The 14,622-nt window shown below is 69.4% G+C and carries 14 protein-coding genes and 1 tRNA gene; 9 read left to right on the forward strand and 6 right to left on the reverse strand.

Annotation, left to right across the window (positions count from 1 at the left end; genetic code table 11):
- Nucleotide 1 precedes the first annotated feature (1 nt).
- On the forward strand, nt 2–247 hold the full coding sequence (locus CGQ25_RS02500; RefSeq protein WP_208711660.1) for a hypothetical protein: 246 nt from the start codon (nt 2–4) through the stop codon (nt 245–247).
- A 682-nt stretch (nt 248–929) separates the two neighbouring features.
- Here the strand turns inward: CGQ25_RS02500 and CGQ25_RS02505 are convergent.
- Nucleotides 930–1,448, reverse strand: coding sequence for a DUF805 domain-containing protein (locus CGQ25_RS02505; RefSeq protein WP_208711661.1), 519 nt, complete (start codon nt 1,446–1,448; stop codon nt 930–932).
- Nucleotides 1,449–1,793: 345 nt separating this feature from the next.
- Between CGQ25_RS02505 and CGQ25_RS02510 the strand changes: the two genes are divergently transcribed.
- On the forward strand, nt 1,794–2,573 hold the full coding sequence (locus CGQ25_RS02510; protein WP_208711662.1) for an isocitrate lyase/phosphoenolpyruvate mutase family protein: 780 nt from the start codon (nt 1,794–1,796) through the stop codon (nt 2,571–2,573).
- A 91-nt stretch (nt 2,574–2,664) separates the two neighbouring features.
- Here the strand turns inward: CGQ25_RS02510 and CGQ25_RS02515 are convergent, their stop codons facing one another.
- Nucleotides 2,665–2,964, reverse strand: coding sequence for a DUF4193 family protein (locus CGQ25_RS02515; RefSeq protein WP_208711663.1), 300 nt, complete (start codon nt 2,962–2,964; stop codon nt 2,665–2,667).
- Between the two features lie 800 nt (nt 2,965–3,764).
- Between CGQ25_RS02515 and CGQ25_RS02520 the strand changes: the two genes are divergently transcribed.
- Genes CGQ25_RS02520 through CGQ25_RS02535 form a run of 4 tightly spaced genes read left to right on the forward strand, consistent with a single transcriptional unit; the run spans nt 3,765 to nt 7,131 of the window.
- A complete protein-coding gene (locus CGQ25_RS02520) occupies nt 3,765–5,357 on the forward strand; it encodes a GMC family oxidoreductase (protein ID WP_208711664.1) in 1,593 nt (530 codons plus the stop codon).
- A 37-nt stretch (nt 5,358–5,394) separates the two neighbouring features.
- Entirely contained in the window at nt 5,395–5,973 is a 579-nt protein-coding gene (locus CGQ25_RS02525; RefSeq protein WP_208711665.1) for a hypothetical protein, read from the forward strand.
- On the forward strand, nt 5,966–6,493 hold the full coding sequence (locus CGQ25_RS02530; protein WP_208711666.1) for a hypothetical protein: 528 nt from the start codon (nt 5,966–5,968) through the stop codon (nt 6,491–6,493). The genes CGQ25_RS02525 and CGQ25_RS02530 overlap by 8 nt, the downstream gene beginning before the upstream one ends.
- Nucleotides 6,490–7,131, forward strand: coding sequence for a hypothetical protein (locus tag CGQ25_RS02535; protein ID WP_208711667.1), 642 nt, complete (start codon nt 6,490–6,492; stop codon nt 7,129–7,131). The genes CGQ25_RS02530 and CGQ25_RS02535 overlap by 4 nt, the downstream gene beginning before the upstream one ends.
- 342 nt (nt 7,132–7,473) lie before the next feature.
- Here CGQ25_RS02535 and CGQ25_RS02540 read toward each other — a convergent pair whose 3' ends face one another.
- Nucleotides 7,474–7,695 (reverse strand): hypothetical protein, encoded by a 222-nt coding sequence (locus tag CGQ25_RS02540; protein ID WP_208711668.1) that lies wholly within the window; start codon nt 7,693–7,695, stop codon nt 7,474–7,476.
- Nucleotides 7,696–8,197: 502 nt separating this feature from the next.
- Complete coding sequence (locus CGQ25_RS02545) at nt 8,198–8,851, reverse strand: TetR/AcrR family transcriptional regulator (protein ID WP_208711669.1); 654 nt, start codon at nt 8,849–8,851, stop codon at nt 8,198–8,200.
- A 233-nt stretch (nt 8,852–9,084) separates the two neighbouring features.
- Here CGQ25_RS02545 and CGQ25_RS02550 point away from each other — a divergent pair, with 233 nt between their 5' ends.
- From CGQ25_RS02550 to CGQ25_RS02560, 3 genes are all read left to right on the forward strand, one after another.
- A complete protein-coding gene (locus tag CGQ25_RS02550; RefSeq protein ID WP_208711670.1) occupies nt 9,085–9,483 on the forward strand; it encodes a hypothetical protein in 399 nt (132 codons plus the stop codon).
- Nucleotides 9,480–10,397: an NADP-dependent oxidoreductase gene (locus CGQ25_RS02555; protein WP_208711671.1), complete on the forward strand. Its 918-nt coding sequence runs from the start codon at nt 9,480–9,482 to the stop codon at nt 10,395–10,397. Before CGQ25_RS02550 ends, CGQ25_RS02555 begins: the two co-directional genes overlap by 4 nt.
- Before the next feature lie 763 nt (nt 10,398–11,160).
- Nucleotides 11,161–13,911 (forward strand): transglycosylase SLT domain-containing protein, encoded by a 2,751-nt coding sequence (locus tag CGQ25_RS02560; RefSeq protein WP_208711672.1) that lies wholly within the window; start codon nt 11,161–11,163, stop codon nt 13,909–13,911.
- Between the two features lie 64 nt (nt 13,912–13,975).
- Here CGQ25_RS02560 and CGQ25_RS02565 read toward each other — a convergent pair.
- Nucleotides 13,976–14,052: transfer RNA gene (locus CGQ25_RS02565), tRNA-Thr, on the reverse strand.
- Nucleotides 14,053–14,143: 91 nt separating this feature from the next.
- Nucleotides 14,144–14,572: a hypothetical protein gene (locus tag CGQ25_RS02570; RefSeq protein ID WP_208711673.1), complete on the reverse strand. Its 429-nt coding sequence runs from the start codon at nt 14,570–14,572 to the stop codon at nt 14,144–14,146.
- Nucleotides 14,573–14,622 lie beyond the last annotated feature (50 nt).

A 14,622-nucleotide genomic window follows, 5' to 3' on the forward strand; every position in this document is an offset into this window, starting at 1 on the left:
CGTGGGCGACATCGGCGCCGATGTGCTCGGCGGCGAGCACAAGGCGGTGCCCGACAGGGAGGCGGGTGTGCTCTGCGGCCCAGAGGTCCAAGGCGCGGTCGAGCTGGCCGGCGTCGGCGTCGGCGAGCTGGACTTCGACGAGGAGGCGGGTTCCGCTGGCGGGGTCGAAGAGGATGGCGGCGAACCGGTCGGCGCCGGGACGTGCGCACACCACGATCCTATGGGCGGCCCCTGCAGCAGTCCGTGATGCACGGCATGGCCGCGGGGCGGTTTGGCCCGCCGGTGTGCCGGATAGGATCCGGTCGAGTTCCCTCTCCCAATGGACTCAGCGGGCTGGTAACCCGCGACCCGGTACGGAGGGGCCCGGCAGCTGGGGCCCCTCCGGGGCCGGAACGTCTCAGCGCTTGCCCGTGGCGGCGAGGGCATTCCTGTCCTGATGCCGACTACCCGTCATCGCAGAGAGCGGCGACAATGATAGGAGCGCAATGGGCCTCAAGAGTCTGGGACCCCGGCTGCGCGTTGAGAATGATGCCCTCTCGACAGAGTCGAGCGAGGGCAGGGCAGGCAGATCTTCCATGCTTCCTCGAAGCAGTCACTCCAGAACCAGCCTCCACTCCGAGAAGTCCGTCGCGCGGGCTCATCCGGACCATGAGCAGCAGACCGGCCCTGATCTCGCTCCGGCCTCCCACCGACAGAGGACGCGGTTGCTCCGCGAACTCAGGCAGGCTGGCCTCGGGGATTCGGAGGCGAGGGCCGAGGCGTCGAGGCTGCTGGGCGGTGACATCTGGTGCGGATGATCGGGAAGCACTGCCTGACAAGACGCACATGACGCCAATGTGCTAGGCAAAGGGGATCTTGCGGGACCCGGGAGCAGGAACCCCGGCCGCTCGAAGCGAGCGGCCGGGGCGCGAGTTCGCGGTGCCGCGAGGTCAGGCCTTGTAGCCCCCCGCAGTGGGCCGGTCGAAGCGCTGCCCTGCCGGGTTGGACGGCAGCAGGACCATGACGAGCACGGCGATGGGGCCGAGGAACGGCACGAGGGCAACGAGGGCCAGCCAGCCGCTGATGTTCACGTCGTGCAGGCGGCGGACGGTCACCGCGATGCTCGGGACGAGGGTCGCCAGGGTGAAGGCGGCCACGAGGATGTAGCCGAGGATTGCGACCGGCCCGGGGACTGGGCGGCCGTACGCGTCATAGCTCGTGCCGGCGGTGATGACGACCTGCAGGATGATGCTGACGATCACGCTGGCCAAGACCCACCACCAGTACTCGCCGCGCCCGGCGCGGCCCGTGAAGGTGGCGTACTTCGCGAAGAAGCGGCGGATCGCGTCCCGGAACGAGATTCCGTAGTGCGGTGCCCAGAGCGGCGGGGCGGCGTCAAAGCCCGCCGGCGTCGGATTCGGGTACTGCGGTGCCTGGTACTGCGGATTCGGGTACTGCGGACTGGACATGGTTCCCCCTTGTGTCGGTGCGGTGACGCCCTGATCGTACGGCATCGACCCATCCATCCGAGGTGAAGGTTGGCGTGGTTTTGCGGGAGACATGCTGGGACACGCCCAACCCACCCTGTCCATGGCTGGGTACTGTCTGGTAGAAACAGTGGCAGCGTGCGACGGCATCGTCCCTGCCTGCCGATTCGCAACATTGCACGTGCTGGAGGCGTCAGGCTGGCGCTCGGTCCTGAGGGAGGCCATTGGCCGGTCGGGCGCCTTCCGCGCGCCCGAGACGCCATGCGGACCATTGTCGGGCACCGGACCGGCGGCCTGGTTCGGAAGGACCGAGAAGGAGGAACGTGTATGGCTGCGAACACCACGGCAGAGCGGGCGCGGACCCTCAAGGCGCTGCACGAGGCGTCGGAGATCCTGCGCGTCGTCAACGTCTGGGATGCCGTCAGTGCGGCCACGGTAGCGGCCCTGCCCGAGACGAAGGCTATCGCCACCGCAGGCCACTCGATCGCGGCCTCCTACGGCTACCCCGACGGTGGGATGCCGCTGGAGACGGCGCTGGCGGGGATCAAGGCTGTGGTCGACGCGGTCGAGCTGCCCGTCACCGCTGACCTCGATGACGGCTACGACGACCCGGGCGAGACGGTCCGCCGGGCGATGGGCATAGGCGTCGTGGGCGCGAACGTCGAAGACCGGCTTCGGCCCTTCGAGGTGGCCGTGGCCCGGGTCGAGGCGATCATCGCGGCCGCCCAGCGCGAAGGCATAGAGTTCCAGCTCAACGCCCGCACCGACGCGATCGTGCGCGGTGGCGGACGCCCCATCCAAGAGAGCGTCGAGGACGCCATCCGCCGCGGCAGGGCGTTCCTCGACGCCGGCGCTGCGCTCGTGTTCGTCCCCGGGGCCCTCACCCGCGACACCATCGAGCCTCTCGTGGACGGGCTGGGAGCGGGCAAGCTCTCGGTTATCGGTGCCCCGGGCGCGCTGCCGGCGGCGGAGATGCAGAAACTCGGGGTGGCCCGCATTTCCTACGGGCCCTACACCCAGCGGGTGGCCCTGCGCGCACTGCGCGACCTCGCCGCCGACCTCTACGGCTCCGGCGTCATTCCTGAGGACACGCCTGCCCTGAACTGAGCGCACGCAGGCGCCCGCCTAGGACGAGGCCGCGAGCTGATCCGGCAGCGCCCCCGCCACAGGGCATGAGGCCATCAGCTTCCGGGGCGCGTCAGCCTTCGCAGTCGCGGCAGAAGGCCTGACCGCCGACCTCGACCTTCTGTGAGCGGTGGTGGACGAGGAAGCACGACTGGCAGACGAACTCGTCCTCGCCCTGAGGGATGACTTGGACAGTGAGTTCGTCGGTCAGGATCTCCCCGCCGCGCAGTTCCCCAGCCTCGCCACTGTCGTCCACGTCCAGCTCGCGCACGACGCTGCGCGCATCGGGGGCGCTCACCGACTTCACCGCCTCAAGCGATTCGTTCTGGGATTCCTTCACGTCGGAGCGCAGTTCGTCGAAGTCGGCGGCCACGGTGCTGGTGTTTCTCTCAGTGGTGGGGGCAAGAGCAGCTAACCGTACACCAGTCAGCTGGGCGCCGCGCGGCACGGCCGTCATCAGCCGCGCAGCAGGCGCAGACTGCCGGGCTGGGGCGGGGCCTCCAGACCGCCGAGGACCGCTAGCACGGTCCGGCACGGCCAGTGCTCCAGGCAGCCTTCACAAGCCGCCGCGGTATGTTCACCGGCCGGGGCATGGACCCATAGCAGGACCTCGCACCCCTCGAGCGAGTACCTGCTGTGCGACATCCGCCGTCGTCGCGCCTCGCCGATCAGCTCGAGCATCGTCCCGTGCAGCGGCGAGGCCGGTTCTTGATAGGGCATGCCCAAAGGGATACCCGTTCGGCCGGAAGCAGAAACCGAGAGCAGTCGGTTCGGTTGCTGGAGTCCATGTGATGCAAAACCCCTCTCAGCTCTGCGTTTCAGTTTGGGTGGACACCCCCGAAGTCCGGGTGCGCCATCAACGGGTGCCAGTGCCTGGGGCCCACCTACGGTCCCTGCTTCTGGGACCCTCGGTATCTCCCGACCGGCCCGACGCAGAAACCGAGAGCAGTCGAATCGCCAAGAGGCGGCTCGCGGTCACCCGGCTCGCAGATTCTGCCGGATCCCGCTTGGGCACTTGGCTGCGGGGCGGTCCACGGGGATGCTGGCAGCAGCCTGAGCAGTAGGCCTCCTTCCAGGAGTGTCCACGGAGGAGGCCTGAATGGGCTTGCAGTAGGACCGGTCGGCCAAGGTGGACTGAACCGCTGGACGGAGGGTGCGGGCAGGGGAATGGAAATGCCTGAGGCGGTCTACGACTATGTGGTCATTGGGGCGGGGTCTGCGGGGTGCGTGCTGGCGAACCGGCTGAGCGAGGACGGGCGGGCCTCGGTCCTGCTGCTGGAGGCCGGCCCTGCCCCGCGAAGCCCACTGCTGCGGGTCCCTGCCGCGGGCAGCCTGCTCTACAAGTCCCGCTACGACTGGACGCTGGAGACCGAGCCCCAACCGCACTTGAACGGGCGCCGGCTGTATGTGGGCCGGGGGAGGGGCCTTGGCGGGTCGACCCTGATCAACTCGATGATCTGCATGCGCGGAGCACCCCGAGACTACGACCATTGGGCCTCCTCAGGGAACCCCGGGTGGAGCTTCGCCGAGGTCCTGCCCTACTTCAGGAAGCTCGAGGACAACCAGCGTGGTGCCTCGGAATTCCACGGCGCCGGCGGCCCGCTTCGGGTTGAGGACCTGCGTTGGGTCAGCCCCCTGTCCCGGGCCTTCCTGGAGTCCGCGGCCGCTGCGGGGCATCGGCGCAACGAGGACTTCAACGGGGCCGAACAGGAAGGGGTGGGGCTGCACCAGGTGGCCCAGCGGGGCGGGCGCCGGCAGAGCGCGGCGGACGCGTACCTGCGCCCGGCCAAGGCCCGGCCGAACTTGGCGGTCAGGACCGGGGCGCGGGTCACCAGGCTGCACATCGGCGCCTCAGGGGTGGACGCCGCCTACGTCAAGGACGGCCGCCCGCATGCCGTGCGGGCGCGTCGCGAAGTGCTCCTATGTGCCGGGGCCCTGCACTCCCCGCAGATCCTGCTCCTGTCCGGTATCGGCCCGTCCGGGCACCTGCGGCAGATGGGCATCCCCGTGGTGAAGGACCTGCCCGGGGTCGGGCAGAACCTGCACGACAACGTGGCCATGGGCGTGGCCTGCTCCTGCGCCCAGCCGCTAGGCTTCGGCCGGGCCCTGGCCCCCTGGGCCCTGCCGCGGCACCTCCTGCACTATCTGCTCTCGCGCCGGGGCCCGCTGGCGTCGAACGTGCTCGAAGCGGGCGGCTTCGCCAGATCCGAGCCCGGCTTGGCGGCCCCGGACCTGCAGTTCGCGTTCCTTCCCGTCTGGGCGATGGACCACGGTCTCACCCGGATCAAGGGCGACGGGTTCGTGCTCCTGACCCTGCTCCTGCGGCCCGAGAGCCGCGGCAGCGTGACGCTGCGCTCGGCTGACCCGCTCGATCCGCCTCGCATTCAGCCGAACTACCTCGCTTCCCGTGGGGACCGGGCGGCGCTGCTGCGCGGGATCCGGCTGGTGCGTGAGGTCGTCAGCGCCGAGCCGCTGGCCGCGCTGCGGGGGGATGAGTGCTATCCGGGCGCCGGCGTGCAGGATGACGACGGGCTGCTGGCGTGGACCCGGGCCTTCGCCGAGCATGGGGACCACCCAGTCGGGACGGCCAGGATGGGCCGTGATGCGATGGCGGTGGTCGACGAGCGCCTGCGCGTCCACGGCGTGCCGGGCCTCCGGGTGGTCGACGCGTCGGTCATGCCCACCATCATCGGGGGGAACACCAACATCCCGACCGTCATGATCGCCGAGCGCGCCGCTGACCTGATCAAAGCAGAGAACCCGTAGGCCGGCACGCTAGCCGGAGGAAGGAGGGGACGCTTCCATGGACATCCGCGACTACCTCGACGGGGACCAGGTAGACCTGCATGGCTTCCAGGACCACCTCGACAGCCTCGACGACGAGGCCCGGGTCGGCGCAGTCCGTTCGCTCGGTCCAGCGCAGCAGGCCCTCCTGTTCGAGGCCGCCGCGGACGCTGCGCTGACCGACACCGCGCATCTGGTGCCTGCAGGCACACCCGCCTGGCAGGCAGTGGTCCATGCCGGGCGCAATTCCCTCCCGCTGCTGAGCAGATTCGAGAAGAGGTTCTTCCGCACAGAGCTGGGGGAGGTCTTCGGGTACAACAGGCACGTGCTCAGGCCCCTGGTGGGCCCGGGGTACTTCGGTGTTGCCAGGACCGAGCGCGGGTTCCTGGTGATCGACTACGCGAGGCTCCCGGCCCGGGCCCCGCGGGGCTGGCCGGCGGTGCGGGCGAACTCGGCCCGGCTGGGCCGGTTCGTCTACCACCGCACCACCGACACGCTTCGTGCGGTGGGCGCCCATGTCACCGTCGGGCGCGCCAGCCGGGACGGGAGGGCCCTGGATGCCTGGTTCGTGCTGTGCAGGAGGACACCGGATGCCTGAAGCGGCAGCGCGGACGCGGCATCGGATGCCGGCAGTGCTGGCGGCCTGCCTCCTCGCGTTGGCCGGCTGCTCGCGCCCGTCCGTTACGCCCCCCAGTCCGGGTCCCGGAATCACCCGCTGCAGCCCCTCGGACCAGGACCGGTACGTCTATGACCCGGACCGCCTCCAGGTCGTGGCGGCCTGCCTGCGCGTCAGCGGCCGCGTCGAGGCGGTCCAGTCCGGAAGCGACGGGGACACGATCTTCCTGCTGGACGTGGACCCCGCCTACCGGGAACTACTGACCCCGGGCAACGACGCCGACGAGACAGGCGGGAGCCTGGACATCGAGGCCGTCTGCACGATCCCTCCGCTGGAGCCGATCGTGTACGCCGTGTGCGCGGGAGACCCGCACCCGGTCCCCGGCCCCTACCCGGGCGTCGGGGAGCATGTGTGGATGGAGGGGCGCTACATCCTGGACCTGAACCACGACGCCCACGCCGAGCTCCACCCCCTCTACCGCTTCGGCCCCGCCACCCCATGAGAATCCTGACCCGCCGCCCCGGCACCGCGTGGGTCGCAGCCAACACCATCGGGTACGCAGCGGCGGTGGTGCTGTGGGCCACTTTCAGCGGACCGCTCTGGTCGGCCATGAGCCCGCTGCTGGGCGGCGCCGCCACTCTGGCCCTGTACGGTGCGGTGCTCGGCACCGGCCCGGGGGCCCTCCAGCTGGCCGCCCTCCGCCCACTGCTTCCCCGCCCGCGCAGGTGGCTGCCCGCGACGGCAGCGGGCTGCGCTGCTGGGTTCGTCCTGGCCTCCTGGGCGGCCCTGGCCGTGACCGAGGCCTTCTGGGCCAATGCGAACAAGTACCTCAGCAACTCCGCGGTCAACGTCGCCTTCGGCCTCTTGGCCGGAGCCGGGATCGGGGCAGGCAGATGGCTGGCGCTCGGCAAGGAGAACCGGGCGGCGGGACGGTGGATCGGCGTGAGCGCAGTGAGCTTCACGCTCGGCTACGGGCTCGCTGCAGCCGTGGTCCAGCTCACCTACCCCCTCCCCGCTCTCGCCACAGCGCTCGTGTTCGGAGCCTGCGCCGGCTTCACCACAGCCGCCATCGAATGGGCATGGTACGGCCGCCGCCCCGAAGCCTGGGCCAACCCGCAGGGGGGCGGCCCCTCTCGCTGACAGCGCCCGCGCCCGGCCAGGCCGCCTCAGGTACGCGGCTGCGCACGCCACCGGAGCGGACGCCTTCCTCGCTGGAACCCGACATCCTCCAGATCCCTGTGCATTGGTGGCCGGACGCAGTCCGCGCCAACGGGCGGAGCTCGGCGGGAATCTCGCCCTCAAAGACCTCCCGCCCGGGCACGCTCGCCACTTCCGGTTCAGCATCCTCCGCGTTTTCCGCCCCAGCACGTCCACCACCGAAGTGGATGCCGCCGAAGCGCGCTACAAGCGGGCATTGAAGAGCAGGGAGTTCGGCAGCAACAAGAACTAAGGTGACGGGCACTCAGCCCCTCGCGGATATGCCTAATCCTGCATGTTGTGGGGTCGCGCCTCCTGCGCGGCTTCGATCTCGGCTGACTGGAGGCGCCACGCAGCCTCCGTCTCGTCATTGATGGGGACCACTCGTGCGACAGGCTTGCCGCCCTGGGTGAGGATGCAGGACCCGCCGGAGGAGACGAGGTCCAGGATGCCCTTGACGGACTCCTCGATCCGCTCGATCGGCACTTCAAGTTCAGCGCTGGTCATGCGCCCCAGTCTGCTCGGCGCACCCCCTCGGGCGCCATACCGCCCCACCATCCGCCCTTACACACAGCCGCGCCTGAGCCTACGCTCGCTCTGGAGAGAGTGGGGAAGATGCGCTGCTGTCCCTTAGTCATGCGCCTCGGGAACGCTCTGCCCGTGCTCGCAGCGCGACTGCGGCGCTGCTGCTGGCGGGCTGCGGTGTCCCTGCCCACGCGACACCTGCGGGCCAGTGCCCAGATCCCGAGGCTCTCGACCCGCTCGTCCCGCCGGACTCCGGTGAGCAGCTCCGCACGACCTCCCATCCGGACCACCGCAGGTAGGCAAACCCATCGGGCACACCCACCGTCAGAGGCGGTCCTGAATCAAACCATCACAACACGCCGGTCGGGAGGCAGCTGGTCCTGAATCAGGCCGTCACGTTCAGTGCTCGTCAGAAGGCTTGGCGGCTCTCGAGGAGATCGTCGTGGGACACCGGGATCTGTAAACCTGCCTTGATCATTGGCGGCTATTGAAGCCGGGGTGAGGCGGAGTCGCGAGAGGTCTCGAAGGTCTGCACATAGTCGATGGCGGCCTGCAGGGCGTCTCTCAGCGGGGCCGGGTTCCGCTGGACCTGGGAGAGGAGCATCCCGCCTTGGAACGCCGAGAGCAGAAGATTGGCCAGACGGGCCGGATCTGCATCGGCGCTGATCCGGCCGAGCTCCTGCATGCGCTGTAGTCCGTCGCGGAAGATGTCCCGCCACTGGTCGAACGCGTCCGCGAGCTGATTGTGGACGTCGAGGTCAGTCTTGATGATCTCGCTCGCGAGCGACCCGAGAGTGCAGCCTTCCTGATGGGCGCGCTCGAAGCCGACGTAGAAGTCCGCCCACTCCTGCAATGCGTCCAGGCTGTCGAAGCTGGCGAACCGCTCGCTTCGATGGAACGAGAGGACCCGGTCGGCGCGCCATTCGATGACGGCCAGGACGAGGCTCTCCTTGGTCGGGAAGTAGTGGTTGAGCTGGGACCCGCTGACGCCGGCTGCCCGCCGGAGCTGCTCGTTGTTCGTCGCATGGACGCCCTTGGTGTAGATGAGCTCCGCCGCGTGCTCCAGGATCCGCTCGCGGGTCGCCTGCCCCTTGCCGGTGAGCTTCCGCGGCTCCCGAATCCCCGCACTGGCATTCATGCTTCCAAGTATAGATCAAAAGTGGGCTTGACAGCCCACTCGCACCCGCGCTTAATGGAAGAAATGGGCTGACCGACCCAAAAAAATCGGATCGATGGGTCGAGATCAGCGTTCCAGTGGCTTCTCGTTCCAGGCCCCACTAAGGAGGGTGATCTGCTGGGCCACGCCAGGACTTGGCTCTCGAGCACCAATCAGGACCAGCGAAAAACCGACTCGGCCGGGAGGAAGGCCTCTTGGTGGCCTTCGCTTCGGCGGTGGTCGCCTTGCTGGCCTCATTCGCCACGGTGGGGTCAACAATTCCGCTGTTCAACGTCTATCGGGCTCAGGACGGCTTCAGCAGTGCCGACGCCTCCCTGAACGTGGTCGCCTACTCGGGCGGAACGCTCGGAACACTGCTGGTTACGGGTCGCCTGTCCAACTATGGCGGCAGGCGCCCCGTCTCCATCGCCAGCCTCGCCTTCCTGATTGCGGGAACGCTGACGCTGCTGAACGTGCACCAACACCCGGTGATGATCTGGACGACGGAACTTGACCTACCAGCCACCGAGTGCGCCGCACTCATCCCCAACCAAGCCCGGCACATCCGCTTCAACTTCCCGTCAACAGATACACGACAGAGGAAAAACCCATGAAAGCCATCGTGGTCACCGATCAGGCAGCAGGACTCGCCGGAATGACACTGACCGAGCGCCCCGAGCCGACCGCGGCAATAAACGACGTGGTCGTCCAGATTCGCGCCTCGGGATTCGTCCCGACCGAGATGGACTGGCCGTCGACCTGGACCGACCGCGCCGGCCACGACAAGTCACCCTCGATCCCCGGCCATGAGGTGGCGGGTGTGGTCAGCGCCCTCGGCTACGGCACGACCGGACTCTCGATCGGACAGCGGGTCTTCGGACTCGCCGACTGGCACCGAGACGGAACCCTCGCCGAGTATGTGGCGATCGAGGCGCGCAACCTCGCCCCGCTGCCCGGCGACGTCGACTTCACCGTGGCCGCATCCCTGCCGATCTCCGGCCTGACCGCGTGGCAGGGCCTGTTCCAGCACGGCCGCCTGCAAGCCGGGCAGACAGTCCTTGCCCACGGCGCGGCCGGGGCGGTCGGGACGATGGTGGCCCAGCTCGCTCGCGAGGCTGGCGCCTACGTCATCGGCACAGGCCGCGCCGCCGACCGTGAGAAGGCGCTCGACTTCGGCGCGCACGAGTTCGTCGACCTCGAGAACGACGCGCTCGACGCTGTCGGCCGCGTCGACCTGGTCTTCGATGTCATCGGAGGCGAGATTCAGAAGCGGTCCGCGGCCGTCATCAAGCCTGGGGGAACGCTGGTGTCCATCGTCGGGCCTGTCGAGGGCCGCCCGGCCGATGGCCTGGCGGTGGACTTCGTCGTGGAGGCTGATCGGGCCGAGTTGGTCGAGATCGTGCAGCGGGTCCGGGACGGCCGACTGCGGACGAACATCGACACCATCGCGCCCCTCGACGAGGCGGTCTCAGCCCTCAACCCGACCGTCCGCCGTAAGGGAAAGACGATCATCAGCTTTCGCCCGTAATACGGTGGAATCCGCATGTACCGGATCGGCGGACCGGCTACGTAGGCGGCGTTGAGGCGTCGCCCACCAACGCGGGTGGACCTCTTCGGGACCAAGCTTGGCTGCATTGATCCCGGTGTACGACGGGGCCATCGGGCACTGCTACTCCGGCTGCGAGGGCCCCGGTCCCCTGGGACAGGGAGCGCCCGTGGGCAGGGTACGCGGCAGCGTGCCTGCGGGCGGTCCGGGACGACCTCCTCCGCCACCCGGGGGGCCTGGGCTGAGCTGGCCGTTTCCAATCCCGAAGGACCCACGCGCGGCGACGGCCGCCCCCAGCACGGCGAACCGACTTCCAAGGCAGCGCAAGCCCTCAGGATCACCGCAGGATTGGCGCAGGAACGGGGATCGCAGGCTTTCAGGCCGAGACGATGTATTCGTGCCCCCTCCGACGTGTCCCCGCCGAGCGCCCGCAAGCGCGCCCTCGGCGGCGCCGTCGCCCGCCCACGCCGCCGACACGAGCACGACGGCGACCGTCTACTCCGCTTCCAACCCTCAACCCGCCCACGGAACCAGCCGGCACTGATCGGCTGCGCAGCACTCAACCTCCTGCGCGGCCGCCCTCACGCACCGCCGCAGCCGCGGCCCCGCACGGCGCGACGAAGGCCACGCCCCCGGCGGAACACCGGCCCCGACCGTCCTGGGCAGCCCTACTGCCGCCTAGACCAGCCACACCATCCCCGCACTTGGAGGACCCATGCGCCGACGCGCGCCTAAACACCGAGCCGTGCCCGCCAAGAAGCGCCGCCCCGACATGGGGCACCGGCACAGCGCCGCGCAGCGCGGACTGACCTCGGCCGCCCTCGTCCTGACCGTCCTGGCAACCCCCGTCCTCACCGGCCAGCCGGCCCAGGCGGCCACACTCCCGGCCGCCGTCACGACCGCGTTCCCGCAGCGGGCCGCCCAGCTCTCCGTCACCCTCGTCACACTGCAGACCCGCGACAAGACCGCCGCCGACGCCGCAGCGCTCGACGTCAACGCCTACCGCAACGCCATCTCCTCGGCCAGCACCTACTGGTCCTCGATGTCCTCCGGGCGCATAGGCATGCGTGTCGACCGGGTCCTCGCGGGATTCCGCACCTCCGCGTCCTCCGCCGACGACTTCACCGCCATCATGGACACCGTTGCCCGCGAGATCGGCTGGGCCGCCGGAGGGAACAGCGTCCTCATCCTCGCCGTCCCCCGCGACGACGTCATGGTCTACGGCTCCGGCGGAAACCTCGGCGCCGGCTGGGCCGCCGGGCAGACCAGCGGCCGCATCCTGCTGCCCCGCCCGTCCAATTTCACCGGCCCCGTCACGGCGCACGAGGTCGGCCACGTCCTCGGCCTCGGCCACGCCAACACCCTCCAGTGCAGCAACGGTGCCGCCGACTCCGCCCGCGGCGCAGGCCGCTTCGCGGACGCATCGTGCAGCACTCGCGCCTATGGCGACCGGACCGACCTCATGGGCGTCTCCCAGTGGAGCCAGCCCCACCTGAACTCCTACCTGTACGAGTACGGCGGCTTCGGGCGCGGCGACGAGATCACCGACGCCGGGACAGCCGGAGCCACCGTCACCTATACCCTCCTGCCTTGGGCAGGGACAGCCTCGCACCGGGCCCTGAAGTTTAAGGACCCGGCCACCGGGGAGTGGTACTACGTCCAGTTCAAGACCAACAACGGCTACGACGCCCCGACCGCAATCGGCGGCAACCGCGGGATCGAGATCATCAAGGGCGGCCTCGACGAGAGCGAATCGCTGCTCATCCCGCCTTCCACGCTCCCGTTCGCCGGGGTCTACGCCAGCAGCCTGGCCTGGCAGGCCGGGCAGACCTTCACCACCGCCGGCGGCGCCCGTGTGACCGTTAACTCCGTCGGGGCGGATACTGCAACTGTGACCATCGCCGGGAAGAACGCGCCGCCCGCGGCCGTCGCCACAGTGATCGACACCAAGGCCGCCCAAGCCGGGCTCGGCTCCGCCACCAGCGACTTCGGCGCGATCCGCAGCGGCGGCTTCTACCGCATCTACCAGCGCGGCGCCGTCGTCTGGACTTCCTTCACCGGCGCGCACATCTCCACCGGCGGCATCCGGACCGCCTGGGCCAGGAACGGCTACGAGAACGGCCACCTCGGCTACCCCACAACGGACGAGATCGGCGGCCTCAAGGGCGGGGGCGTCTACCAGATGTACGAGGGCGGGGCGATCATCTGGAACCCCACCCTTGGTGCCTTCGAGTCCAGCGGGACCATCCGCGCCGCATGGACCCGCAACGGGCTCGAGAACGGCAAGTTCGGATACCCCACCAGCGACGAGGTCCGCGGCCTCAGGGGCGGCGGCTCCTACCAGGCCTTCCAGGGCGGGCTCATCATGTGGTCCCCTACCACCGGGGCACACGAGTCCCTCGGCGGCATCCGCAACGCCTGGCAGCGCACCGGATTCGAGGACGGCTACCTCGGCTACCCCACCACCGACGAGATCGGCGGCCTCAAGGACGGGGGCGTCTACCAGATGTACCAGGGCGGGGCCATCCTCTGGTCACCCAAGACAGGGGCACACGAGTCCGGCGGCGCGATCCGCGCAGCATGGGCCCGGTACGGGCTCGAGAACGGCAGGTTCGGGTACCCCACCGGCGACGAGGTCCGGGGCCTGCGCGACGGCGGGTCCTACCAGGCCTTCGAAGGCGGGCTCATTATGTGGTCCCCGAAGACCGGGGCACACGAGTCGGTCGGCGCCATCCGGAACGCCTGGCAGCGGGTCGGGTTCGAGGACGGCTACCTCGGCTACCCCGCCACCGACGAGATCCCCGGCCTGAAGGACGGCGGCGTCTACCAGATGTACCAGGGCGGGGCGATCGTCTGGTCCCCCAAGACCGGGGCGCACGAGTCCGGTGGCGCGATCCGTCAGGCGTGGGCGAAGGCAGGGTACGAGAACGGGAACCTCGGCTACCCCACCAGCGACGAGTACGCGATCTCCGGCGGCAAGGCGCAGGACTTCCAGGGCGGGCGCATCGAATGGCGGCCCGGCTCGGGCACGACCGTCGTCGACCCGCTCCGCTCGGAAGGCAGCGCCGGACCCACGATCCCCGCCGCCCCGGCGTCCGGGACCGAGAGCGTCGCGCAGGTCCAGTCCATGGTCCGGCAGACCGCCACCCAGATGGGCGTCGACCCGGCCCTGGCCCTTGCCGTGGCCGAGCAGGAGTCCAGCTTCCGGCAGAACGTCACCTCGTCCGTCGGGGCGATCGGCGTCATGCAGATCATGCCGGCCAACCGGGACTGGCTCGCCGCGCTCTCCGGCCGGCCCGCACTGGACCTGCGCAAGACCTCCGACAACATCGCCGCCGGCGTCGCGATGCTCCGCTGGCTGCGCGCCCAGGCGCCCTCCCTCGACGTGGCCGTCGCCGGCTACTACCAGGGCCTCGGGTCGGTCCAGTCCAGAGGCATGTACGAGGACACCAAGGTCTACGTCGCGCAGGTCAAGGCGCGCATGGCCAAGTACTGACCGCCGGCCCGTCGCCCGGCAGGGCGCATAGAAGTACATACCGACACCATCAGAGAGGGGTTCTTGGAGCCCCCTGCCGGATTCGAACCGGCGACCCTCTGTTTACAAGACAGATGCTCTGGCCAACTGAGCTAAGGAGGCGCGGCGACCGCGCAGGCTGTGCCTGCGGCGTTGCACCGAACCAGACTAGCGCCTCACGTGTCCCTGTCGGGAATTGGGCTGACGCGCAGAGTCAGCGGTGCTCGCGGAGGGTGCGGTCGATGATGTCCCTGATCTCGAGCAGGGTCTCCACGGAGAGGTCGGAGGTCAGGGTGCGGGCGGCGAAGGACTTCACCTCTGCCTCGCGCATCGTGCGGAGCAGTTCGAGCTGGGCTCCAACCCGGTCCGGGATCTCCGGCTCTGGGTCCGTGAGGTACGTGATGGGCACTCCGAACATGTCGGCCAGGGCGTGAAGGAGCTTGGTGTCGGTCGTGAGGGGGCCGGTCCCAGCACGCATGTAGTGCCACCGCTGTCTCGAGACCTGGGCGCCGCGTTCCTCGACTCCACGTTTGATCTCCGGGAACTGCGGCCGCTCTCCTCTGCGCTCGGCGGCGGCGATGTCCAGCAGGGTGTTGAGCCGCTGGGCCAGTGCCGCCGCGGAGGGCGGTAGCGGTTCAGGCATGTGGTACCTCCTCGGTCTTGATTATCATAACGATTTCTCGCTTTACCCGC

The sequence above is a fragment of the Sinomonas sp. R1AF57 genome, from assembly GCF_002224485.1.
Classification (GTDB): domain Bacteria; phylum Actinomycetota; class Actinomycetes; order Actinomycetales; family Micrococcaceae; genus Sinomonas; species Sinomonas flava.